Annotated in this window: 19 protein-coding genes and 1 tRNA gene (1 of these 20 only partly in view); 15 read left to right on the top strand and 5 right to left on the bottom strand. The window is 56.1% G+C overall.

Annotated features, from left to right (window positions below; all coding sequences use genetic code 11):
* A tRNA-Val gene (locus B2R17_RS01920) sits at positions 1-55 on the bottom strand (it extends 191 nt beyond the left edge of the window).
* 519 nt (positions 56-574) lie between these two features.
* Here B2R17_RS01920 and infC point away from each other — a divergent pair.
* On the top strand, positions 575-1,105 hold the full coding sequence (gene infC, locus B2R17_RS01925) for a translation initiation factor IF-3 (protein WP_007329878.1): 531 nt from the start codon (positions 575-577) through the stop codon (positions 1,103-1,105).
* Positions 1,106-1,150: 45 nt separating this feature from the next.
* Here the strand turns inward: infC and B2R17_RS01930 are convergent, their stop codons facing one another.
* Entirely contained in the window at positions 1,151-1,327 is a 177-nt protein-coding gene (locus tag B2R17_RS01930) for a hypothetical protein (protein ID WP_286762716.1), read from the bottom strand.
* Between B2R17_RS01930 and B2R17_RS01935 the strand changes: the two genes are divergently transcribed.
* Positions 1,317-2,279 carry a phosphoribosylaminoimidazolesuccinocarboxamide synthase gene (locus B2R17_RS01935; RefSeq protein WP_286762618.1) on the top strand — a complete coding sequence of 321 codons (963 nt, stop codon included), beginning with the start codon at positions 1,317-1,319 and terminating at the stop codon, positions 2,277-2,279. The genes B2R17_RS01930 and B2R17_RS01935 overlap by 11 nt on opposite strands.
* A gap of 154 nt (positions 2,280-2,433) precedes the next feature.
* On the top strand, positions 2,434-3,807 hold the full coding sequence (locus B2R17_RS01940; protein ID WP_286762709.1) for an asparagine synthase-related protein: 1,374 nt from the start codon (positions 2,434-2,436) through the stop codon (positions 3,805-3,807).
* Positions 3,808-3,910: 103 nt separating this feature from the next.
* Here the strand turns inward: B2R17_RS01940 and B2R17_RS01945 are convergent, their stop codons facing one another.
* Positions 3,911-4,210: a BON domain-containing protein gene (locus B2R17_RS01945; protein ID WP_008671307.1), complete on the bottom strand. Its 300-nt coding sequence runs from the start codon at positions 4,208-4,210 to the stop codon at positions 3,911-3,913.
* 514 nt (positions 4,211-4,724) lie between these two features.
* Between B2R17_RS01945 and B2R17_RS01950 the strand changes: the two genes are divergently transcribed.
* The 11 genes from B2R17_RS01950 to trxA all read left to right on the top strand — a co-directional run bounded on the left by B2R17_RS01950 (position 4,725) and on the right by trxA (position 15,578).
* Positions 4,725-6,482, top strand: coding sequence for a GGDEF domain-containing protein (locus B2R17_RS01950; protein WP_286762619.1), 1,758 nt, complete (start codon positions 4,725-4,727; stop codon positions 6,480-6,482).
* A gap of 475 nt (positions 6,483-6,957) precedes the next feature.
* Positions 6,958-7,779 (top strand): flagellar hook-basal body protein, encoded by an 822-nt coding sequence (locus B2R17_RS01955; protein ID WP_286762620.1) that lies wholly within the window; start codon positions 6,958-6,960, stop codon positions 7,777-7,779.
* Between the two features lie 40 nt (positions 7,780-7,819).
* Positions 7,820-8,626 (top strand): flagellar basal-body rod protein FlgG, encoded by an 807-nt coding sequence (gene flgG, locus B2R17_RS01960; protein WP_007329888.1) that lies wholly within the window; start codon positions 7,820-7,822, stop codon positions 8,624-8,626.
* A gap of 96 nt (positions 8,627-8,722) precedes the next feature.
* Positions 8,723-10,063: a flagellar basal body P-ring formation chaperone FlgA gene (gene flgA, locus B2R17_RS01965; protein WP_286762621.1), complete on the top strand. Its 1,341-nt coding sequence runs from the start codon at positions 8,723-8,725 to the stop codon at positions 10,061-10,063.
* Complete coding sequence (locus tag B2R17_RS01970) at positions 10,060-10,950, top strand: flagellar basal body L-ring protein FlgH (protein WP_286762710.1); 891 nt, start codon at positions 10,060-10,062, stop codon at positions 10,948-10,950. Before flgA ends, B2R17_RS01970 begins: the two co-directional genes overlap by 4 nt.
* Positions 10,950-12,089 (top strand): flagellar basal body P-ring protein FlgI, encoded by a 1,140-nt coding sequence (locus B2R17_RS01975; RefSeq protein ID WP_339888836.1) that lies wholly within the window; start codon positions 10,950-10,952, stop codon positions 12,087-12,089. The genes B2R17_RS01970 and B2R17_RS01975 overlap by 1 nt, the downstream gene beginning before the upstream one ends.
* A 103-nt stretch (positions 12,090-12,192) precedes the next feature.
* Complete coding sequence (locus B2R17_RS01980; RefSeq protein WP_007331516.1) at positions 12,193-12,558, top strand: rod-binding protein; 366 nt, start codon at positions 12,193-12,195, stop codon at positions 12,556-12,558.
* Between the two features lie 104 nt (positions 12,559-12,662).
* On the top strand, positions 12,663-13,166 hold the full coding sequence (locus B2R17_RS01985; RefSeq protein ID WP_008671291.1) for a hypothetical protein: 504 nt from the start codon (positions 12,663-12,665) through the stop codon (positions 13,164-13,166).
* 139 nt (positions 13,167-13,305) lie between these two features.
* Positions 13,306-14,085, top strand: coding sequence for a sugar phosphate isomerase/epimerase family protein (locus B2R17_RS01990; protein WP_286762623.1), 780 nt, complete (start codon positions 13,306-13,308; stop codon positions 14,083-14,085).
* Positions 14,086-14,224: 139 nt separating this feature from the next.
* Entirely contained in the window at positions 14,225-15,004 is a 780-nt protein-coding gene (locus tag B2R17_RS01995) for an NUDIX hydrolase (protein ID WP_286762624.1), read from the top strand.
* 247 nt (positions 15,005-15,251) lie between these two features.
* Positions 15,252-15,578: a thioredoxin gene (trxA, locus tag B2R17_RS02000; RefSeq protein ID WP_007329897.1), complete on the top strand. Its 327-nt coding sequence runs from the start codon at positions 15,252-15,254 to the stop codon at positions 15,576-15,578.
* Positions 15,579-15,655: 77 nt separating this feature from the next.
* Here the strand turns inward: trxA and B2R17_RS02005 are convergent, their stop codons facing one another.
* Positions 15,656-17,143, bottom strand: a complete 1,488-nt coding sequence (locus B2R17_RS02005) for a DUF1501 domain-containing protein (RefSeq protein ID WP_286762625.1) — start codon at positions 17,141-17,143, stop codon at positions 15,656-15,658.
* Positions 17,140-20,358 carry a PSD1 and planctomycete cytochrome C domain-containing protein gene (locus B2R17_RS02010; protein ID WP_339888840.1) on the bottom strand — a complete coding sequence of 1,073 codons (3,219 nt, stop codon included), beginning with the start codon at positions 20,356-20,358 and terminating at the stop codon, positions 17,140-17,142. The genes B2R17_RS02005 and B2R17_RS02010 overlap by 4 nt, the downstream gene beginning before the upstream one ends.
* Before the next feature lie 325 nt (positions 20,359-20,683).
* On the opposite strand from B2R17_RS02010, the gene B2R17_RS02015 reads away from it, so the two are divergent.
* The gene (locus tag B2R17_RS02015; protein ID WP_286762627.1) at positions 20,684-21,202 is read left to right on the top strand and encodes a gamma-glutamylcyclotransferase family protein; all 519 of its coding nucleotides are present in this window, start codon (positions 20,684-20,686) and stop codon (positions 21,200-21,202) included.
* Positions 21,203-21,415 lie beyond the last annotated feature (213 nt).

Genomic DNA, 21,415 nt, shown 5'->3' on the forward strand with positions numbered 1-21,415 from the left:
ATCTGTGACCTCCACGATGTCAACGTGGCGCTCTAACCAACTGAGCTAATCGCCCGTCGGGTCTGATCTGGATGAGATCCAGGCTTCGACCCAAGGGTTCCCGCTTCATTCGCGGGTGCTTTGATAGGAAATCGGCTGACTGGGGGACAAGATCCAGTGCCTGCGTTTCCAAAGCGGTCGCACAGTTTGCGATGACCCTGACGGTTCGTCAAGCCACCCCGATCACGCATTTTTCGATCCGCGCCGGATTGCCAGCTCGCGGACTGTTCCCGACCCCGTGACGCCCAGGAAATGCGTCGGAATCACTCACAGATCCGCGAAAACGCAAAGAATTCACCAATTCGCTGTTGACGGCTGCGGACCCACCCCCGGATACTTCAGAAAATTGGGGTTGACGCGGTTGGAACGAATTTCACGAATTCCTCCCCCACTAGTCAGGCTGACTATCCTATTGTTTAGGAAGCGGATTTTGACTGGACGACGCGTCCACCCGCTGCGATGGCAACACATTCGTTTCCATCGATTTGATTTCCACTTGCGCCGGAACGCCCCCCGGCCGGAGTAGATTGCTTTAGTGGCATTGGCACGCAGAAACGTACAACCGGAAAATCGCGATTCAACTCGCATCAACGCCCAAATCCGCATCACGCCTGTGCGTGTTGTCAGCGAGGAGGGGGAACAACTCGGAATCATCCCAACCGAACAGGCTCTCGAGCGTGCTCGCGATGCAGGGTTGGATTTGGTCGAAGTGGCCCCTGGAGAGCGTCCGCCGGTTTGCCGAATCATGGATTACGGCAAATTCAAGTACGACAAAAACAAGAAAAAGAACAGCGGTTCGTCTCACACCAAGACCAAAGAAATCCGCTTGCGGCCCAAAACCGGTGACGAAGATATTCGCACCAAGGTTCGCCAAGCTGAAAAGTTCTTGGAACACAAAGACAAGGTCCAAGTCAGCGTGCTGTTCCGTGGTCGTGAAATGGCCCACATCGAAGAGGGCCGCAAAGTGATGGAACAGGTCATCGAGATCCTGAGCGAAGTGGGCAAGGTCGAAACCAAGCCCCAACAGCACGGTCGACGAATGATCTGCATGATCGCACCGAAGTAATTTCGGGCGTAGTTCACAGTTCATGCCTTGGTCCCTTTCTTCGTTTCACCACGCCGATTCTGTTCGGCGTTGGCTGGTGCTGGCGCGGTCCCAGGAAGCACGTTTGGACTTGCCGAAAGTCTTGGCGACTTCCGCGACGGATGGAACCCGAAAGCGAAGCTGCAGTGGGTGATGCTTGTCGGCACCCGGTCGGTGTGCGACCATTTGCGGCATGAATGACACCTATCAATTCGATGCCGCGGGCGCTTTGCTGAGCACCCAACTGCCGTTTCCACGCCGCCAAGGCAAAGTCCGTGATGTGTACGATCTGGGCGACCGACTGCTGATTGTCAGCAGCGATCGGATCAGCGCGTTCGACTACATCTTGCCCACCGGCATTCCCGACAAGGGACGCTTGCTGACCGCGATGAGCCGGTTTTGGTTCGAGCAAATGGATGCGGGGCGAATCGGCCAAAACATTGGCCCCGCTAGCACCGACAACTCTGGTGACCCTCAATCGATTTCGCATCACTTGATCAGCACCAACGTCCCAGAAGACGTCGCCGCCGTCGTTGATCCCAAGCCGCTCGAAGGTCGCGTGATGGTGACTCGGAAGGCATCGGTCGTTCCGTTTGAATGCGTCGTTCGAGGTTACCTCGAAGGCAGCGGCTGGAAAGAATACCAAGCTACAGGTGAAGTCTGCGGCGTTTCTTTGCCAGCGGGGCTGAAGCAATGCGACCAACTCAGCGAAGCGATTTTCACACCAGCAACCAAGGCTGACGAAGGGCATGACGAAAACGTCTCGTACGAAGTCATGAGTCAATCGCTCGGCGAAGAACAGTCCAGCCAACTGCGACGAATGAGTTTGGCAATCTACCAAGACGCGTCCAAGATCGCGGCTGAACGTGGCTTGTTGATCGCGGACACCAAATTTGAGTTTGGCGTCGTCGATGGCGAGCTGATGTTGATTGATGAAGTGCTAACGCCCGACAGTTCTCGTTTTTGGGCAGCAGACGAATACGAACCGGGACACTCTCAACGGTCCTTTGACAAGCAATTTGTTCGCGAGTACCTGCAAGAATCGGACTGGGATCGCAACAGCCCGCCGCCTCCTCTGCCGGAATCAATCGCACATCAAACCGCGGATCGCTACCGAGAAGGTTACGAACGGTTGGTTGGCAAAGCCTTTGCGTGATCGTTCGATGTTTGATCGCGATCGTTGAGCGTTTAGCATTGGCCTGATCGCAAACTCCCGATCGCATTGAACAGTGCTGGCACGCAAAACACTTGCGACAATCATGCCTCTCTCATTCCCATCCACTTCACTCATCAGGAACTTTGCCATGAACATGAACGCGCCTCCGGTTATCGAACGCATCGTGAACTTGCTGGATCCCAGCGGCGACATCCTGTTAGGTACCTCTCGCGAAGCGGCGGAAGCAGCGGTTCGAAGTGGTGATGCCGAATCGGTTGGAAAGATCCGCGGGCAGTTCGCGATTTTGCAGGCGGAAGGTAAGACGGTGCACATGGCTCGATCAATCGGGCGTCCGATGCGTTACTTCTTGGCCAAGCGTGCCGCGGGTCCTTGCTTGATTGTCGCCGAGCGGATCGACGAGATCTTTGAACAACTGCGAGCAGAAGGGCTGGAAGACCAATTCCATCCTTCGTACACGCGGATGGTGCCGGCGCATCACGTCATGAAGCTGCAACTGACCGGTTGCCCCGATCCCAATCCAACGCTGCACCGATTCTTTGACCCACGTTCGAACACGTTGCCTGCCAGCATCGAAGCGATCGGCACGCGGTACATCGAACGACTGGTCGGTGCGTGTTCCGATTGGATCGATACGATCGAAGAGGACGCACCGATCGGTGTGATGTTCAGCGGAGGCATCGACAGCGGTGCGGTGTTAATCGCGATGATTCACGCGTTGAAAGAACGCGGCCAGACACCTCAACGTTTGAAAGCGTTTGTGTTGTCCGTGAAGGAAAACGCTCACTCTCGCGAAACTGATTTCGCGCAGGCCAGCGAATTCTTGGAAGCGATCGGGATGCCGATGTTATTGGAAGTCATCTCGGTGGAGAAGTCTCACATCGATTGGCGATCCGCGATTGAAGTCACCGAGGACTACAAACCGCTGGATATCCAAAGTGCCACCATGGGACTGGCCCTATGCCAAGGCATTCGCGATCGATATCCGGATTGGAGGTACTTGGTCGATGGAGATGGCGGCGACGAGAACTTCAAGGACTATCCGATTGAAGAGAATCCCGAACTGACCATTCGAAGCGTTCTAAACAATCAAATGCTCTACCAAGAAGGCTGGGGCGTGGACGCCGTGAAGCATTCACTCGTCTACAGCGGTGGTCAAAGTCGCGGGCATGTTCGGACAAGTGCGCCGGCGCGTCGATTGGGATTCCACGGTTTCAGCCCGATGGCATTGCCCGAGGTGATCGAGGTCGCCGAGGGAACCCCATTCATCGAGATGACCGATTGGGACCATGAGAAGCTCTACGCACTGAAGGGCCAAATCGTCGGTGCGGGCATTCAAGCGGTGACCGGTGTGAAGATGCCAGTCAATCCAAAGCGTCGTTTCCAGCATGGTGCTGGAGGCAAAGACGCATTTGACGCTCTGTTCCCGGTCAAAGAAACCGAATATCGCCAATACTTCAGCGACGCATTTTCAACGAACAAACTGGCCGAGCGAATTCCCGCGGAGTGAGACACGGGACGCATTGAATGGATGCGTTGAAAATTTTTCACCGGATCGGGAAGCCCGGCGTCGAGGCCGAGTTCGGTCGCGGTCACTCAGCTGAGCCGCGAATTCAGGAGGTCATGCAGACGTCGACGCGGTTGACGACTTGGCGTCCTGCGGCGACGGGGCGAATCGCTTCTTGAGCGAGCTGCTTGTGATAGAAGCTGCGAACACGCCCGGTCAGGCAGATTTCGTTTTCGCTTTCGTCCACCCGCAGAAACCGCAATTCGGCGACATTGCTGTCAGCCAAAGCTCGGATGGCGGCGGTGGAACGCAGTTCCGAAACGCGAAGATCGGCAGGATCGGCAAAACCGATCGGTGCACCGGAGAGAGTGGAAGCAGTGTCGTTTGGCTGAGTGGTCGAATGCATAGATGTCCCAATTCCTTTCAGGAAGTCGTGAAGGGCCGAACAGGTTTGTCCTGCGCAAACTCCGTCCTTACTAATATTTCCGATGTTCAAGATTCAGGCCACGGCAATTCTTTGATTTTGTTGCGATGAGCAAACAGCCGACTGTCAAACCAGGAAAGATCGGGGCAATGGGTCGCGACTGCAAAAAACCCAACTTCTTTGAATAAAATTTCCTCAAGTCGAGTGCTGGGGAAGAGTTGTCGCAACATGTCGTTGACTCGGTCGCGTCAGAAAGGCGGAGATCGACCCTCTTCCAAAAGGGGGGCATCAAAGAAGAAGATTTTTCCTTTTACCGCAAACTATGACGTAGGGTTGTGTCTCGCAAGCGGCATTCGGGTGGGTCGGGGAATCTGTGATCCATCACAACGTTGGCGAGCACACATAATGGGGTGAGGCTTCGACGACACGACTCGCTGGCCTCCATTGCCCACTCTTCATCCATCTGAACTTCAAGATCCTTTGCGGGGACTGACACGTGCTTCTCGATATCATCATTGCAGCCAGTAGCGGTGGCGCCGGAATGACTTGTGGCTGGGTGATGCATGCTCTTTACAACCAAGGGCAAGTATCTGACTCTCCAACGCCGAACGCGCCAGCCTCTTCGGTGAACCCGCAATCGCCGGAAGGTGTTTCGGTGACCGATGAAAACCTCGAATCAACCGAAGATTCCCCGGACGCTGAAAAGGTGATGGCCGTTGCCGATCGCGTTCGGCAATACACTCAATCCATCGCTGCCGATGTCGACGCTCATCAAAGTCGCGTCGAAAACTTGAGCACAACGCTTCACGAAAGCGACCTGTCCAATTCGCCGCCCGCGATCGTGGACGCCGTCGATCAAATGATCGCGGCCAACGAAGTCATGCGGACGCAACTTGCGGAAGCACAGGCTCGAATCCGTGAACAATCGCAACAACTGCAATCGGCCGAGCAGAGGGCACAAACCGATGCACTGACTCAGATTTTCAATCGTGGTGCATTCGATGAGCACTTGCTGCGTCGTCATGCACTCGGTCCGACTCGCGCCGGCGTGCTGGCTGTGCTAGATGTCGACCACTTTAAGAAATTCAACGACACCCACGGTCACCGTGCTGGCGACGAAGTTTTGCGAGTGGTATCCCAATTGCTCGACGCTCGCTTGCAACCACACGGGATGGTCGCACGGTTCGGCGGCGAAGAGTTCGTGATGCTATTGCACGACAAGACGTTGGCCGAGGCGGTGGAATTGATTGAACAAACTCGAGTTGCCATCGGAACAGGTGAAGTTCGGTTCGAAGGCAAATGCTTGAAGGTCAACGCCAGCGTCGGCATCGGAGCACTCGAGCCGCAGCAGTCTCCTCAAGAATGGCTGCAGCGAGTCGACGAAGCTCTTTACCGATCCAAAGAAGTCGGCCGCGACTGTGCCCACTACATTGATCAACAACGATTCGTTCGTGCGGGCAAACTTCCGAGCGATACTGCAGTCGAAGAACCAATCTCCGAAACTGCTTCGAAAGTCGCCACGCCGATCAGACCAATTTCGTCCAGTTCAGATCTGATTGAACAACCTATCACGGCGCCTCGTGCCCAAGAAGAAGAATTGGCAACGGAAGTGGAAGCATTGGCTCGCGACACACGATCATCGGTTGAATTGGAACAGCCTCCCGAGCCGCGAACCGTTGTGACCGAAGAAGTCGAAGCGGCCCCCGAGGTCGTGGAAGAATTCCAAGACGCGTTGGAAGAACCCGCCAGCGAACGTCCTAAGGCACTGAGCTACCTTCCGGACATGGCGACGATGGTCGACTACGTGGAAGAAATGCAAACGTCGCCCAATCGAGGGAAGGCATCCAACCAATTGATGAGCGTCCGACTGTCGGGCAAACCCAGCGGAGCGACCATGCGATCGTTGCTCCAATTGGTTCGTGCCGCCACACGCAACCAAGACCACATTGGTTGCCTGGATCAATCAACGCTGGTGATCTGCATGCCTCATCTCGAGGCGGACGATGCGATGGAACGAGCCCACCAAATCTGCGGTGCGGCAGGTTCGATCGGCGTGACTTTGGCCGCGGCTGAAAAAACAAACGAAGGCGAACGTCTGTCGATTGGCATCCTGCAAATCGCTCCCTCGGTGAAGTCGATGTCGGCTTACGAGAAGTCGCTGAAACAAGTCTGTGCGATCGCCGGACTCGCGGCTCGCCAGAGCGGTCAAGACAACCAGATGCCGGTGCTGTCGCATCAAATGGCATCCGCGTAACACGGTTTGTGCCCTCACCAGCATTGGCCCAGGTGTGAAACACGGAACTGACCATGCCATTGCTCCGTGGTCACAGATCCACAATTGCGATCGCCGGTGCCAAGCGCGCCGGCCGTTGAGTAGCGAGCCAACAAGAGGCGACAACCTCTTTGCAGCAGTCGCGGAGTGACGACAACCGTTCACTCCCCGACCATCTTCCGCTGCGACGCTGCATTCGGTGTTCCGCTCATTGGAACGTCTCTGCAATCGCGGCGTCCACTTTACTCGCAGCGTTCCTGGCTTCGCGACGCTGCTGGCATTGCATCCGAAATCACTCGATCAATCCAGCTTCTTGCAATGTCATGCAAACCTCGGCGAGGCAGGCTGATCCCTGGCTTTCAAAACGATTCCGGCTCGAAATTCACGGTCACAGGAATAAATTCCGAGATTCGGCAAACTTTCGCTCAAGAATTGACCTTGAGGTTCGTGTCCCCGATTGCGTACCCCCAAAGGAACGTCGAACGGTTCGGCGGAACCGGAGTCACGCGATCCAAGCGAGCGATCCATGCCCTACGGAGTTTATCTGTCAGCAGCGGGTGCCCAGGCACAAAACCACCGACTGCAACAGATCAGCCACAACCTTGCCAACGTCGACACGCCGGGATTCAAACCCAGCCAAACGATCTTGCAGGCTAGGTTCTCGGAACTGATCGAAGAAGGCATGGTTTCACCCGGACTCGGTGGTGCGGACGACATCGGCGGTGGCGTGACCATCCAGCCCGAACAGACTCAATTTGGTGTCGGAGCAATTCGAACCACCGGTCGTGAAACTGACTTTGCATTGCACGACAAGAAGAGCTTCTTTGTTCTGCAACGCGGTGACGAACAGCTGCTCACGCGAGCCGGCGATTTCATGTTCGATTCCACCGGCACGATGGTCAATTCTGGCGGTGATCCTGTGTTTGGAAAAGGCGGCCGGCCGATCCAAATCGACCCACGACGCCCGTTCACGGTCGGCTCGGAAGGCACGATCACTCAGGCCGGCGAAACCCAACAACTGATGCTTGCTCAACCGGCCAGCTACGGCGACTTGGCCAACGTTGGCGGCAACCTCTTTCGACCATTGGCCGAGTTCAGCTTGGTCCCCGACAGTCAACGCAACGTCGTCGCAGGTTCGCTGGAACAATCCGCTGTCAGCCCGACGGGCACGATGATGGAGATGATCGAAACGTCTCGTGCCTACGAAGCCAACATCCAAATGATCAAAAACCAAGACAGTGTTCTTGGTTCCCTGATCGGTCGCGTCCTACAGAGCTAACCGCGATGCAGTCGTCGCTCTCTCACAAGGAAAATTTCGCATGAGTGTTCAAACGCTGTACACCGCCGCCACCGGTATGGAGGCGATGCAGACCAAACTGGACGTGATCGCCAACAACCTGGCCAACATCAACACGACTGGTTTCAAAAAGGATCGCGCCAACTTCGAAGACCTGCTGTATCGAACCGAGGTCTACCCTGGCGTGCAAGACTCCACGCAAACTCCCACCGCCGTCGGCACTCAAGTCGGCTTGGGCGTTCGTGTGACCAGCACCCAAACCGATCAACGCCAAGGAACGCTGCAGCAAACCGGTCGGGACTTGGACGTCGCCATCCAAGGCGGCGGCTACTTCCGCGTCGTGGACCCGTCCAGCCAAGACACGATGTACACCCGAGCTGGCAACTTGGACATCAACGCCAATGGCGAGTTGGTCATGGGTTCGGCGCAAGTCGGCCGACTACTCGATCCTCCGATCACCATCCCACCGGACGCTACCGCGGTTGTCATCAACAGCAACGGTGAAGTCATGGTTCGCCAACCAGGGCAAACCGAATTGACCAACCAAGGCCAAATCCAGCTCGCTCAATTCATCAACCCCGATGGATTGTTGAAGAACGGCGAAAACCTGTACTCCGAAACCGACGCATCCGGTCCAGAGCAAATCAACAACCCGGGAACAGACGGCATGGGTGTGCTTCGCCAAGGCAACTTGGAAGCATCCAACGTCGAACCGGTTCAAGAACTGATTGACCTGATCACGACCCAGCGGGCGTTCGAATTGAACAGCCAAGCGGTCCAGGCGGGCGATCAAGTCATGCAAAACATCTCTCAACTTCGACGGTTCTAAACCTTGATGGTCCCGAATTCGAAAAAGTCTTTGCGATCCGCCTTTATCAAAGGGTGGATCATCGCATGCGCATCGGCGTGCTCGATTTTGGTTTCGTTGAATCTCTTCGCACAAACGCCAAACGACGCCAGCGACATTGCTGGTGCTGGGATGCGAACACTGTTCTATGGCGCCGATCCAAAGTTCAATCGCAATCCCCCACCGAGAGTTTCGCCAGCATCCATGCGAACATCGGGTCAGTCAACACGATCCAAAGGCCCTCGCAGTCAAACGATCGACGCCGACACTCGTTGGCAATTCACAGCCATCGAAAACGCCAGCACCAGTTCACCGATCATTCGGCTTCGCGACGTGGTCCGTCCCCTGCAAGCCAACTTTGCAGCTTGGCCGCGATTGGCGGATGCGACTGTGGGTCTGATGCCGCTGGATGGTTCTGCAGCCAAGATCTCACGCGACCGATTGGCAGATTTAATTGTCGGAGGCCAAGCCACCGCGGGCCGAATCAAGATCTATGGCGGTGAAACCATCGTGGTGCACGCAGTCAATGAATCAAGTGGCGGGGCAAATGCCGATGTTCAGCTCGAACAAAGTCACGCAGATGCAACTCTCACCCAACCCAACCAATTCACCCGAGCTCGTCCCGTTTCAACGCAAAACGATTCAGTCGACGCGACCTATGTCGCCCACGCCATGCTGGATCACCCCGTTCAGGAGGACGACCTGGATTTCGAAACGCGAGAACGTCTTTCTCACTGGGTTCACCTCGGTCTCCAAAATCAATACCGCGATCTGACGGACGCGTTCGACTACGAATCCTCATTTGTGTCGCACGAAATTGGTTCCTTGGCCGAAACGCAAGGCGTACGAGACATTCGTTTCCTTGATGCGATGCCTCACTGGTCAGCAGAAGACACCAAACCAATTACCTGTCGCATCAAAATCGATGCGAGATCTCGGACCAATCAGTGCGACGGCATTGTGCGAGTGACGTTCACTCCCAAACCCGCCGTCGTGGTTGCAAGACGCCCGTTGCAGCGAGGCCATCGTGTTGGCCCCGGCGATGTCCACTTCCAACCTTCACCGGTCAATGAGCTTTCCGGTGATCGCGTCATGAATATCGACGAAGTGATGGGCATGGAAGTCGTTGGCCTGATTCGGTCCGGCGTGCCACTTCGGCCCGGCGACTTTGCCGCACCGCGATTGGTTCGCAGAGGCGATTTGGTCGAAGTTCAGGTCTCCGGTGGCGGCATCCGCGTGACGACCACCGCGAAAGCTTTGGGGGATGGTGCCCACAACGAATTGATCGAAATCGAAACCTTGTCGCCCAAACGTCGTTTGTTGGCCAAAGTCGTGGAGCCATCGGTCGTTGAGATTGTGACACAACCCAACCGCGTTCTCGCGAACAAACCCACTCGCAAATGGCAACCGCAACCATGACATCCATGCCTCGTTTGTTTGCCACCATCGCAGTGTCATTGATGCTTTCGGGCAGCATCGCCAGCGCGCAAAATTCGTCGTTGCTGCATGCCACGCCGCCATGGATGCCCAACGCACCTGCCAGACCGACCAGCGCGGTGGTTCCCGCCAGTAACCTTCAGCAACGTTCGGTTCCCGGCGTTGGCCCCGATGCCGCCGTCATGCCGCCTGAGTTCCTTCCGCCAGGCGTGGCCGAGCGAGCTCCCGCGGGACCGTATCCCAACGACGCCAACAATCCCAACAACAACCCGAGTCAACCTGCGCCGTCCTACGACAACTCGCCGCCTCCCGCAGTGGGATTGGCCGGGGTGAGCTGGACCTATCAACCCGCTCCACCAATGCGAGCGTTTCGCGTTCAAGACATCGTCACCATTCGCGTCGACGAAATCGCTCGAATGATGGCCGAAGGAGACACCAAAAAACGGCGAGTGTCGTTGTTCCAAGCCACGCTCTCGGAATGGATCAAACTTGGAAGCGGCGGATTGATTCCCGATCCGCAGGCGGAGGGCGATCCCACGGTCGACGCCCAAACCACCGCCAAATCGCGAGCCGAAGCTTCCGTCGAATCTCGCGAATCGATGTCGTTCAACATCGCTGCACGCATCGTTGACATTCGCCCCAACGGCAACTTGGTCGTCGAGGCTCGCAAGCAATACCGTGTCAACGACAACCTTTGGGAAACGTCGCTGTCAGGCATTTGCCGAGCTCAGGACATCGGTCCGGACAACGTCGTGCTCAGTCGCGATCTGATCGACCTCGAAATCAACAAACAGGACCAGGGCCAATTGCGAGATGGTTATCGTCGCGGATGGTTCCAACGTGCCTTCGATCGTTTGAAACCATTCTAATGAACAGCCAACGCATGCTTCGAACGACCGTGTTTTTCACCGCAATCCTGTGGGCCGCCGCTTCATGCGGATTGCCATCGGCGATGGCGGGTGGAATGAAACTCGGCGACCTGTGTCGCTTGAAAGGCCAAGAAACCAATACCCTGCAAGGCCTCGGATTGGTGGTTGGTCTGCAAGGAACCGGCGACGGCGACGCGGCTCCCAAGGGACGCGCGCTGGCTCGGATGATGCAATTGATGGGCGGGCCGATGGCAGTCGACGCGGCCGGACGTTTGAATATCGAAGACGTCGGCGATGCCAAGAATGTCGCCATGGTTTTTGTCAGCGCCACCATTCCAACCGTCGGTGCGCAGCAGGGTGATGTGTTGGATGTGACGATCAACGCGATCAGTGCCAAGAGCCTCGACGGGGGCTATCTGATGCTCACGCCGATGCTTGGTCCACGAGCTGACAACCCGACGGTCTACGGGATGGCAGAAGGACGCATCTCAGTTTCCGCCGATGCACCTCCCACGACGGCAACCATCCAAGGCGGCTTGAAGATGGAAACGTCTGTCCAAGCGTCTTACGTCCATGACAATCGCATCACACTGGTCATTGATCGAGACTTCGCCGACTTCAGCACTGCCCACAAGATCGAGGAAGAGGTCAACAGCCTGACATCGCTGACGATGAGTGACCGTACCGTATCTCGGTTGGCGAGCCCCAATCGCCAAGGAACTGGCAATGACAGCAGCGTCGCCCTTGCTCGTGCGATCGATCAATTGCATGTTGAAGTCGTCATCCCACCGACCTATCGCGACAACCCAATCAAGTTCATTGCATTTCTCCTCGATATCGTCGTCCCTCTGTCCAATCGCGGCAAACGAGTCGTGATCAACGAAGCCGATGGCGTCGTCGTGATCGGCGAAGACGTCGAGATCGCGCCGGTGCTGGTCACTCATCGAAACCTGCGCATCGAAGCAGGCGGCGGTGGCCGATTCGTCGAGGTCGGTCCCGATGGAACCCCGGAGGCGGCCAAGCTCAAAAGTTTGGCGGACGCCCTGGGCGCATTGGATGTCCCGACGGAAGACTTGATCGCCATTATCAAAACCTTGAAAGCGAAAGGTGACTTGTACGGCGAAGTCATTTTTCGGTAGAGATCACTCATCGGTAACGAAGACAGAGACATCACGTTTGCCGACGTTTGGTTTCCATGCCGCCCTCCCATCGCCGACTCTCGATCCTGAGGTCGAACCCGCCATGACACCGCTTTCGTCATCCCGCCTGTCGTCGTTGCAAGCAACCTCGTTGCCCATGCCACACAGTGGCGAAGCCAGAGCCAATCTGGACGCACTTTCCAATTCCAAAACGATTGGTACGGACGGCAAAGAGGAAGAACCGTTGAAGGAAGCCTTTGGTGACTTCGTCGGACAAACGTTGTTCGGCAGCATGTTGTCGACGATGCGTGAATCGGTTGGCAAACCCGCCTACTTCCATGGCGGACGGACCGAGGAGGTCTTCCAACAACAAATGGACCAGCACCTCGTCGAAGCCATGTCGGACGCATCATCGGAAACGATCGCCGAACCGATGTATCAACTCTTTCAAATGCAACGCCGAGCATGATCGAGTGAGCCGCAACGATCACCGATGAAGCTCACCCGTTCCGAACGTTCCCTATCCACCGAATCCTTTCCCGACCGCCCTTCTATTGAATGATGACCAACTCTATGTCTGCTCATGAATCATGGACTCAACGAGTCTCCGATTATGTCGACGATCTGGTTCAAATCACTGAGGCGATGGACCTGATCCTGGACGAGACTCGCGTCCGCACCATCAATCTTCAACCCAACGAAGTCGACGAATCCACCGTCCGGTTGGCCGAAACGATTTCGCAATTGGAGGCCATGGTGGAACGTCGCGACGTTTTGCTTCGCGATGAGGACGCACCTGCCAACGGACTCAGCTTGTCCGAAAAACTGTTGTCGTCCCGACGCATCGAAGACGCCCGACTGGCGAAACGCTGCGGCGAAGCAGCCGAGCAAATCAAAACCACGCACCAACGTGCCAACGCGTTGTTCGTCTGCCAGTATCACCTGACGCAGTTTCAATCCGAGATGCTCGACCGATTGGCCGGCGTTGCCGCACCACCGACCTATGGCAAGCCCAGCGCCAAAAGCGGCCAGAAACAGAATCGCGGTGGTGGCGAGCTCTTCAACGAAGCGGCCTGAAGAAGCCGCTCAAAACGAATTGACATGGAGACTCTGCGGAGACTACACCAGTAACGCAGATTTTCCTAAATAGGTAAACTTGATGCGGCCCCACAATGCGGTCGCTGATTCATTGATTTTTTGTTGAAAGGATTCCCGCGTGTTTGTTGCTGCTTCGACCCGATGCTGGCCAGACCTTGAATTGCAGGCCTCGATCGAACTGCTTCAGGATCTGGATTTCACTGCGATTGAGATCGCGATCCATGAGTCGTCCACCCACTGCCGCCCCAGCGATGTGCTGAGCGATGAGGACCGTGGCATTCAATTGCTGCGTCACACCCACCGTTTGGAAATCAGTGGCTACAGCGTTGAACTAGGATCAACCGGCGAACAACACTACACCGATTTCGAGGGCATCTGCCGGATCGCGAAAGCGACCAAGGTCGTGAACATCGCGGTTCCGTCCAGCGAAAAAGGCACACCCTTCAACGAAGAAGTCGAACACCTGCGACGGTTGGTCGCGATCGCGGAAGGCGAAGGCGTTCGCGTCAACGTGCGTTCGATGCTGGGCTGCCTCAGCGAAGATCCGGACACCCTGTTGGTGCTTTGCAACAATGTTGACGGATTGGGCGTGACGCTCGACCCCAGCGTTCCATTGGTCGTCGCTCACGAAAATCCAACCGCTGGCAAGACCATGGCCGGCGGAAAGGGATTCGATCAAATCCTGAAATTCGTCCACAACGTTCACCTCCGCGACACTCGCAAAGACGCGTTTCAAGTCAGCGTGGGCCAAGGCAAAGTTGACTACGGCAAACTGGTCACCCAGTTGGAACGTGAAAAGTACACGCGTGCTTTGACCGTCGACATGACCCCGATGGACGAATACGACCACCGAGTCGAACTTCGCAAGCTGCGACGTTTGCTCGAGACGTTGATCTAACTCCTCGCGTGAACATTCATCGATAAATTTCGGTCACAAAGTATCCTGGTAGTGGACGAGGCAACGTGCCCCGTCCGCAAGGACTCGTGGCCTCGTCCATTCCGTCAATTGCCCCCAGCCACCGATCACCAACCCATCCATGGCGGCCTCACTGACCAGCGATCTGCCAAAGGATGTGGACCGGTTGGCTGATCGACTGACGCAGCAACTGCTGCCCAGCGATTCTGCACCGTCAACTGCCAAAGCTCTGCCGCCGTGGTCGCTGAACCGAGACTTCGGTTGCGAGATGGCCCCGCATCTGGCTTACGGTCGTCACCGTGGACCACACCGGTGTTCTTCGCGACATGCGGCCGTGGCAGTTTGCTTGTTCCAAGACCCTGCCAGCGGCGAATGGACCATTCCGTTGACGCGGCGTCCGACAACGTTGCGACATCACGGCGGCCAGATCTGCTTTCCCGGCGGACGCATTGAACGCGGCGAAACACCACCACGCGCCGCGCTGCGAGAATTCGAAGAGGAACTCGGCGGCTCAGCACGCGTGCATCGGTGCTGTGGCAATTTGCCTCGCCAATATGTCTACGCCAGCGACAACTTGGTCACACCAATCGTGTTCGTGATCGATCCGCCAAACCAAAATTGGCAGCCCGATCCTGGCGAGGTCGACGAAGTGATCGATTTCCCGATTCAGATGGTCCTCCAACAAACTCCCATCGCGACTTCTCGGCAGTTGGAGGCAGAAAAAGCATGTCAAATTGACATGATTCAACAAACCAAATCGCTTCGATCTGCGACTCAACCCGACACCGTCGCTGGTCAATTGACTTTCGCGGCGCCCGCATTTCACCACGGTTCGGTGCAAGTCTGGGGAGCGACCGCGATCATTCTCGGGCAGTTGGCGCAGGCTTTGCATTCCATTTAGCTCGCAAAGCACCGTTTTCAGGGCCCGCGAAAACCAATTTGGCGAGCCTTCATCAAAAATGGGCATTTCATATTGAGGACGCTCCCTCCCGATACGATGCGTTTCACTTCGTAGATCACGACTGAAATCGCTCCCAGCGGCAGGTTGTCCGAGAGACCCCAAAACCCCCGATAGGCAAATTGACAGTTTGCCAACGGGTTCTAAAATCACCCTTCCAATAACACCGTTACGTTCAAGGACCTTGGCCATGGCCTCAGAAGCAGTCAAAGAATTCAACGACGACAATTTCGATTCCGAAGTCCTCAAAAGCGACAGCCCCGTGCTGGTTGATTTTTGGGCTCCATGGTGTGGTCCTTGCCGTCAAATTGCACCCATGATCGACGAACTCGCTTCGGAAAATCCTGGCGTCAAGATTGGCAAAGTCAACATCGACGACAACCCAGGTGCCGCACAAAAGTTCGGCATCAACAGCATCCCAACTTTGTTGCTGTTCAAGAATGGCGAAATCGCTGACACCTTCGTTGGTGTTCGCCCCAAAGCCGCTTTGCAAGACGCCCTGACTTCGGTCAGCTGAATTCGTTCCGACGAAAACAACCAACCTCGCGTTTCAAAGAACCGCGAGGTTTTTTCATGCGCCCGCTGGAGGCGTCGTCACGCCAAGATGTCGTGAACGAGCTCGCCGTGCACATCGGTCAGTCGATAATCACGACCTTGGAAACGATAGGTCAGTTGTTTGTGGTCGAACCCAAGCAAGTGCAAAATGGTCGCGTGCAAGTCATGCACGTGCACCGGGTTCTCCGCGACATCGAACCCCAGCTCATCGGTTTGTCCGTAAGCCAAGCCTGACTTCAGCCCGCCGCCGGCCATCCACATGCTGAACGAATTGGGATGGTGATCGCGACCGTCGTTGCCTCCTTGAACCATTGGGGTCCGGCCAAACTCACCGCCCCAAATCACCAGCGTTTCATCCAGCATGCCTTGTTGTTTCAAGTCCTTGACCAAAGCGGCACAAGCCTGATCGGTGTCGCCACAATTCTGCTTCAAGCCTCCCGTCAAACCACCGTGCTGATCCCATGACTCATGGAACAACTGCACAAAACGGACGCCTCGTTGGACCAAACGTCGCGCCAACAAACAGTTGTTTGCGAATGACATCTTGCCGGGTTCGGCGCCGTACAACTTCAAGATGTGTTCTGGCTCATCGGACAGTGCCATCGCTTCGGGCGCACTCGATTGCATCCGGTACGCCATCTCATAGCCGTTGATGCGAGTGGCGATTTCGGGATCACCGACCACGTCCAAGCGTCGCCGGTTCAACTCGTTGACGGTCTGCAACGATTGACGTTGTGACCAATCGCTCATGCCGGACGGGTTGGAAAGATACAGCACCGGATCACCGCTGCTTCGGAACTCGACGCCCGAATGCAACGACGGCAAGAAACCCGAATTCCAATTTCCAGCTCCAGCACTGGGTCCCTTCTTGCCGCTGTTGAACACAACGTAAGCGGGCAAATCGCGAGACTCGCTGCCGAGCCCATAGGTGGTCCAAGATCCCATGCTCGGTCGACCGAATTGCTGCGAGCCAGTGCTCATCATCAATTGCGCGGGAGCATGATTGAACGCGTCGGTCTTCATCGACCGAATCAGACAAATGTCATCGAGCATACCGGCGGTGTGAGGCAACAACTCGCTGATGTGCGTGCCGGCTGAACCCTTCTTTTCAAACTTGAACTTGGGTCCCAGCAATTTGGAATTGGGGTTGATGAACGCGGCACGATAACCATCCAGCAACTCGGGTGGCGGCAAGGTTCCATCAAGCCGCTCCAGCGCTGGTTTGTAGTCAAACATTTCGAACTGGCTGGGTCCGCCGCCCATGAACAACAAAATAACGTTCTTGATTTTCGCGGGAAAATGCGGAGCCTTCGGTGCCATGGGATCCACCGCCGACCGATCCGGGCCTGCCAGTTCCAAGTCTCCGGCTTCGGCCATCAAGCTCGTCAGCGCAATGTGTCCCAACCCAAGTCCGCACTGCTGTAGGAACCATCGCCGACGCATCAAATCCAATCCCTTCGCGAATCGAGATGGGTCGGCAGAAGTTGGACGGATCGGTTGAGAGTAAGACATGTTGATAGACTTCATGATTTGGTGATCGTTTCGTCCAAGTTCAAAATCGTGCGACTGACAGTCATCCATGCCGCCAACTCGGTCGCCTCGAATCCGGTCAACTGATGGCACACCCCCGCGGGCACGCCCAGCAGTTCCTGCAAGTCCAAGTTGCCATCGGCGATGTGTTCCCGTTGCTCTTGTAGCAACCGAAGCAAGATCTGAACTTCCTCGTCATCAGGCACGCGGCTTGTGCACAACCGAAACGCGAACTGAATTCGTTCCGCATCATCGTCTGGCGATTCGCGAAGAATACGTGCCGCAAAAGCCCTTGCTGCGTCAACGAACTGCGGTTCATTCATCAACACCAATGACTGAAGCGGCGTGTTGCTCTGTTCTCGACGAACACAAGCCGCATCGCCTTTGGGTGCGTCGAAAACTTGCAGCGGCGGATACGGGATGCTGCGGTACTGATGCACGTACAGACTGCGACGGTACTGGTCGGTACCTGTCGAGGTATTCCAAATCTTGGGACCGTAGCTGGTTGGTGGCTCAAACAGGAATGCTGGTGCAGGCGGATAAACGCTCGGTCCACCCACGGATTCATTCAACAATCCACTGACCGACAACGCCAAATCACGAACCATCTCGGCTTCGACGCGATGTCGTGGTCCACGGGCGAGCAACTCATTGTCCGGGTCATCTCGCCAATCGTCCGCGGGAGCGATGGATGATTGACGGTAAGTCGCCGACTCAACAATCAAACGATGAATGTGTTTAAGCCGCCAACCATTTTGCATCAATTCAGTCGCCAAGTAGTCCAGCAACTTCGGATGACTCGGAGCGGACGATTGAAAACCAAAATCTTCCGGCGTCGAGACCAGACCACGACCGAAGTACGTCTGCCACATTCGATTGACGATCACTCGTGCCGTGGTCGGCGAGTCGTTGGCCACCAACCATTTCGCGAATCGCAGCCGGTCCGGTGCACCATCGTTCGGCATCGCGTGCAAGAAGTCAGGTGCGTCAGGCTGCACCGCATCGGTCGGACTCAAGAAGTCGCCACGTGAGAACACAAACGTTTCGCGAGGCCGCTGGGTGGCCTGCGCGACCAGTTGCGTGGTTGTCTCTGGGAATTGCTTCCAAAGCGATTCGATCTTGGAATCCAAACTCAGCAAATCGTTTTCGATTGCCGAGCGGGTCGTATCATCGCCCGCCGATTCACCCGCTAATTCACCCAACGCGATCGCACGATGCCAAGCGGCCAGTGCCAGCTTCGCCTGCGAGTCCGTCCAGTCATCCGGGTTCATCGCCAAAACGGATTCGGATTCGGTGAGAACCGCATGGGCTGGCAGCTCAGCCGCATCGGTGATGCTAACGCGATAACGACCGATCAAGAAATTTTGGTTGTCGTCGCTGTTCCAACCGCCGTGCTTTTGCACCAAAGTGAAAGTGACCTCGGCGTCGTCATCGATCACGACGGGAGTCTCGGGCACAAAGACGATGTGACGAGATTGATTGCTGCGTCCGGGGCCAATGTCGGTGGTCCAAGCCGTAACCTCATCGCCATCGATTGCGTATCCCGGTGGTCCCACCACTCGCTCGTCTTTGTCAGCGTCTCGGTTGCGGTACTGCGGTTTCAACGTTCGGCGTTGCGGGTTGGCATCGCTGAAGGCTCGAACGAACTTCACCGACACCGCTGGTTTGCGGTCACCATTTTCGTCTTTTGAAAGCGGAGCGATATTGAGTTTGAACTCGGTCAAGGCTCCCGTGCCGTCGATGCTGCGTCCGGGTCCACCACGAGGCAATTGCGGATGGGTCAAGGCATCCAATCGCACCGCGGTGATCGTGCCCACGTGCGTGGTCAGCGTGAAGTCATTGCTGGCTTTGGTCGGTGCGTAGCTTTCACTGACGATGGAACCATCTTCCAACACATTGAACTTCTGCCCTTCGAATGGAACCGTCGTGGGATGCAGCGTCGTCCACGTAGTATCGCGTCCCGCTCGTGTGCGAGCCCACTGCGCAACCAGACTTCGCCAATCAGCGTGGTCGCGTTGAAACTGTTTTGTAGCAGCGTCAATCGAAGACAACACTTCATCACGTTGCTCGGCTTGCTCCGGCGTAAAAACAGTGATGCAAGCTTCGTGAAAATCATTCAGCGCTGCGAACATCTCGTAATATTCGTGGTGGCTGATCGGATCGTATTTGTGCGTGTGGCATTGTGCGCACTGCGTGGTGATGCCAAGAACCGATTTGCCGATCGCATCCATCCGGTCAAACATGCCTTCGATGCGAAACTGTTCTGGGTCGGCACCGCCTTCTTCGTTGGTCATTGAGTTTCGCAAGAACCCGGTCGCAACGCGTTGACTCTGTGTTGCACCAGGCAACAAGTCACCCGCGATCTGCTCGATGACGAATTGGTCGTAGGGCATATCGCGGTGCATCGCATCGATCACCCAGTCGCGATAGAACCAAACGTTCCGCTGCATGTCTTTTTCATAGCCCGCCGAATCCGCGTAGCGAGCCGCGTCGAGCCACCAACGTGCCCAGCGTTCGCCAAAGGAAACGGATTCGAGCATTGCGTCAATTTGCTGCTGCACCGTCGCATCTAGATCGTCCGACATTGCGACTTGATCCAACGTTTCGAGCGTGGGTGGCAATCCGGTCAGGTCCAAATACAAACGACGCAACAACGTCGCCCGGTCCGCGGGCGGGTTGGGAGAACGACCTTCCGCTTCCAAACGCGCTAACACAAATCGATCGATGTCGTTGCGACACCACTGCGAATTGGAAACATTGGGAATCTCTGGGACTCGTGGCGGGACGTAGGCCCAGTGTTCTTCATAGGCGGCACCTTGATCGACCCAACGCTCGATCGCGATGCGTTCGGCCTCGGTGATCGATTTACCGGTGCTGGGCGGTGGCATCACCAAATCGGGATCGTCGCTGGTGATCCGAGCCAGCAATTCGCTGGCGTCGGCATCGCCTAGGACAATCACGCCACCATCGACCGCTTCGGATCGAACATCCAAACGCAAACCAGCCTCTCGGGTCGATTCATCCGGTCCGTGACAAAGAAAACATTTGTCCGATAGCACGCTGCGGATGTCTTGATTGAACGAGACTTCCTCTGCGGAAGTCACGTGGTCGGCGGCCGCCAATATCCAGACCATCCCCGCCAACAAGACTGGCAAGAAAGTTCGAGGGCAACAGCTTCGAAGAGAAAACGATTCGGTAGCCATTGGTTTCATTCAATTTGTTCGGCGAGACCAATCAAGATCCGCTCGCTGAGATCTCACCTAACCGATTGCAGCAAGCAAACGGGCGAAGAATCTGCGGCAAACGAAGTCTCATCGGCGACCAAGTCGCCATCGCAGGTGGAAGGGGAGGGTGCTTGGACAGCATTGGAAGGGGATCGCCCATTGTATCAGCGATGAATCTGCCATGCCAAAATGAACTGATTGCTTTTCAAAGGCCTCGTTCCAGGGACAATGCAGAAACCGAGACGATTCACCGAGTTCATCCCCGACACGATTCCACATCGCCATACTCTTCGCAGATAGAAGTTCGAACTGAATGAATCCGAATTCCTATGCCGGCATGATCCCGGAGAATCCCGACGACGTGGCCGTTTACTTTGTCTACGGGACGCTGTGCCAAGGCCAATGCCGTCAACATTGTTGGCCGGTCACCCCGCTGGGAGTTCACGCGGCTTGGGTTCAGGGCACCTTGTTCGGTCGCGAAGACTACCCCGCCTTGCGACCGGGAAATCAGCGGGTCGGCGGCGAATGTTGGTTCTTTGCCAAGCGAGACGCTGAGCGAGTGACCGGAGTTTTGGATGAGATTGAGGTCACCAATCAACCGGGACACCCGAACTTGTACGACCGAATTGAATTGCAAGCCAATCTGGTCTCACCGTCCCATCTCCAACCAGCCAACCTGCCCGCTTTCCCGCAAACGTGGACGGCATCCGCCTATCACTACGCGACCGATCCGCTGCTCGATGGATTTGAGCGTTTGACGGAAAAGGAGACTGTTTTTGGGAAATTTTCTGTTTGGCCCGCAGAAAAATGGCGATCGACGTCAGTCCTGTGAACCGCGACCGGGGTTGAACCGAAGTATCAAGGTGGAATCAACCATACCCAACCAGCGTCCGGCGGTCGTTTGGCACGCCGCAAGCGGATCCTGCCCCTCTGGGGACATTGGGAAATCAAGGTTGCCGTTTTTTCGCCACACTCCTAACATCGAACTGGACGGACGCGCGCAGTCTGCCTGAATGCCCTATTTTGGTAGGCACGCATTCCTCCT

Source organism: Rhodopirellula sp. UBA1907 (assembly GCF_002337565.1).
GTDB classification, from domain to species: domain Bacteria; phylum Planctomycetota; class Planctomycetia; order Pirellulales; family Pirellulaceae; genus Rhodopirellula; species Rhodopirellula europaea.

Excerpts from the sequence above, each read along its gene's own strand:
- B2R17_RS01935 (WP_286762618.1), top strand. The coding sequence starts at position 1,317 with ATGAATGACACCTATCAATTCGATGCCGCGGGCGCTTTGCTGAGCACC.
- B2R17_RS01940 (WP_286762709.1), top strand. The coding sequence starts at position 2,434 with ATGAACGCGCCTCCGGTTATCGAACGCATCGTGAACTTGCTGGATCCC.
- B2R17_RS01945 (WP_008671307.1), bottom strand. The coding sequence starts at position 4,210 with ATGCATTCGACCACTCAGCCAAACGACACTGCTTCCACTCTCTCCGGT.
- flgG (WP_007329888.1), top strand. The coding sequence starts at position 7,820 with ATGAGTGTTCAAACGCTGTACACCGCCGCCACCGGTATGGAGGCGATG.
- B2R17_RS01970 (WP_286762710.1), top strand. The coding sequence starts at position 10,060 with ATGACATCCATGCCTCGTTTGTTTGCCACCATCGCAGTGTCATTGATG.
- B2R17_RS01975 (WP_339888836.1), top strand. The coding sequence starts at position 10,950 with ATGAACAGCCAACGCATGCTTCGAACGACCGTGTTTTTCACCGCAATC.
- B2R17_RS01980 (WP_007331516.1), top strand. The coding sequence starts at position 12,193 with ATGACACCGCTTTCGTCATCCCGCCTGTCGTCGTTGCAAGCAACCTCG.
- B2R17_RS01985 (WP_008671291.1), top strand. The coding sequence starts at position 12,663 with ATGTCTGCTCATGAATCATGGACTCAACGAGTCTCCGATTATGTCGAC.
- B2R17_RS01995 (WP_286762624.1), top strand. The coding sequence starts at position 14,225 with ATGGCGGCCTCACTGACCAGCGATCTGCCAAAGGATGTGGACCGGTTG.
- trxA (WP_007329897.1), top strand. The coding sequence starts at position 15,252 with ATGGCCTCAGAAGCAGTCAAAGAATTCAACGACGACAATTTCGATTCC.
- B2R17_RS02005 (WP_286762625.1), bottom strand. The coding sequence starts at position 17,143 with ATGAAGTCTATCAACATGTCTTACTCTCAACCGATCCGTCCAACTTCT.
- B2R17_RS02010 (WP_339888840.1), bottom strand. The coding sequence starts at position 20,358 with ATGAAACCAATGGCTACCGAATCGTTTTCTCTTCGAAGCTGTTGCCCT.
- B2R17_RS02015 (WP_286762627.1), top strand. The coding sequence starts at position 20,684 with ATGAATCCGAATTCCTATGCCGGCATGATCCCGGAGAATCCCGACGAC.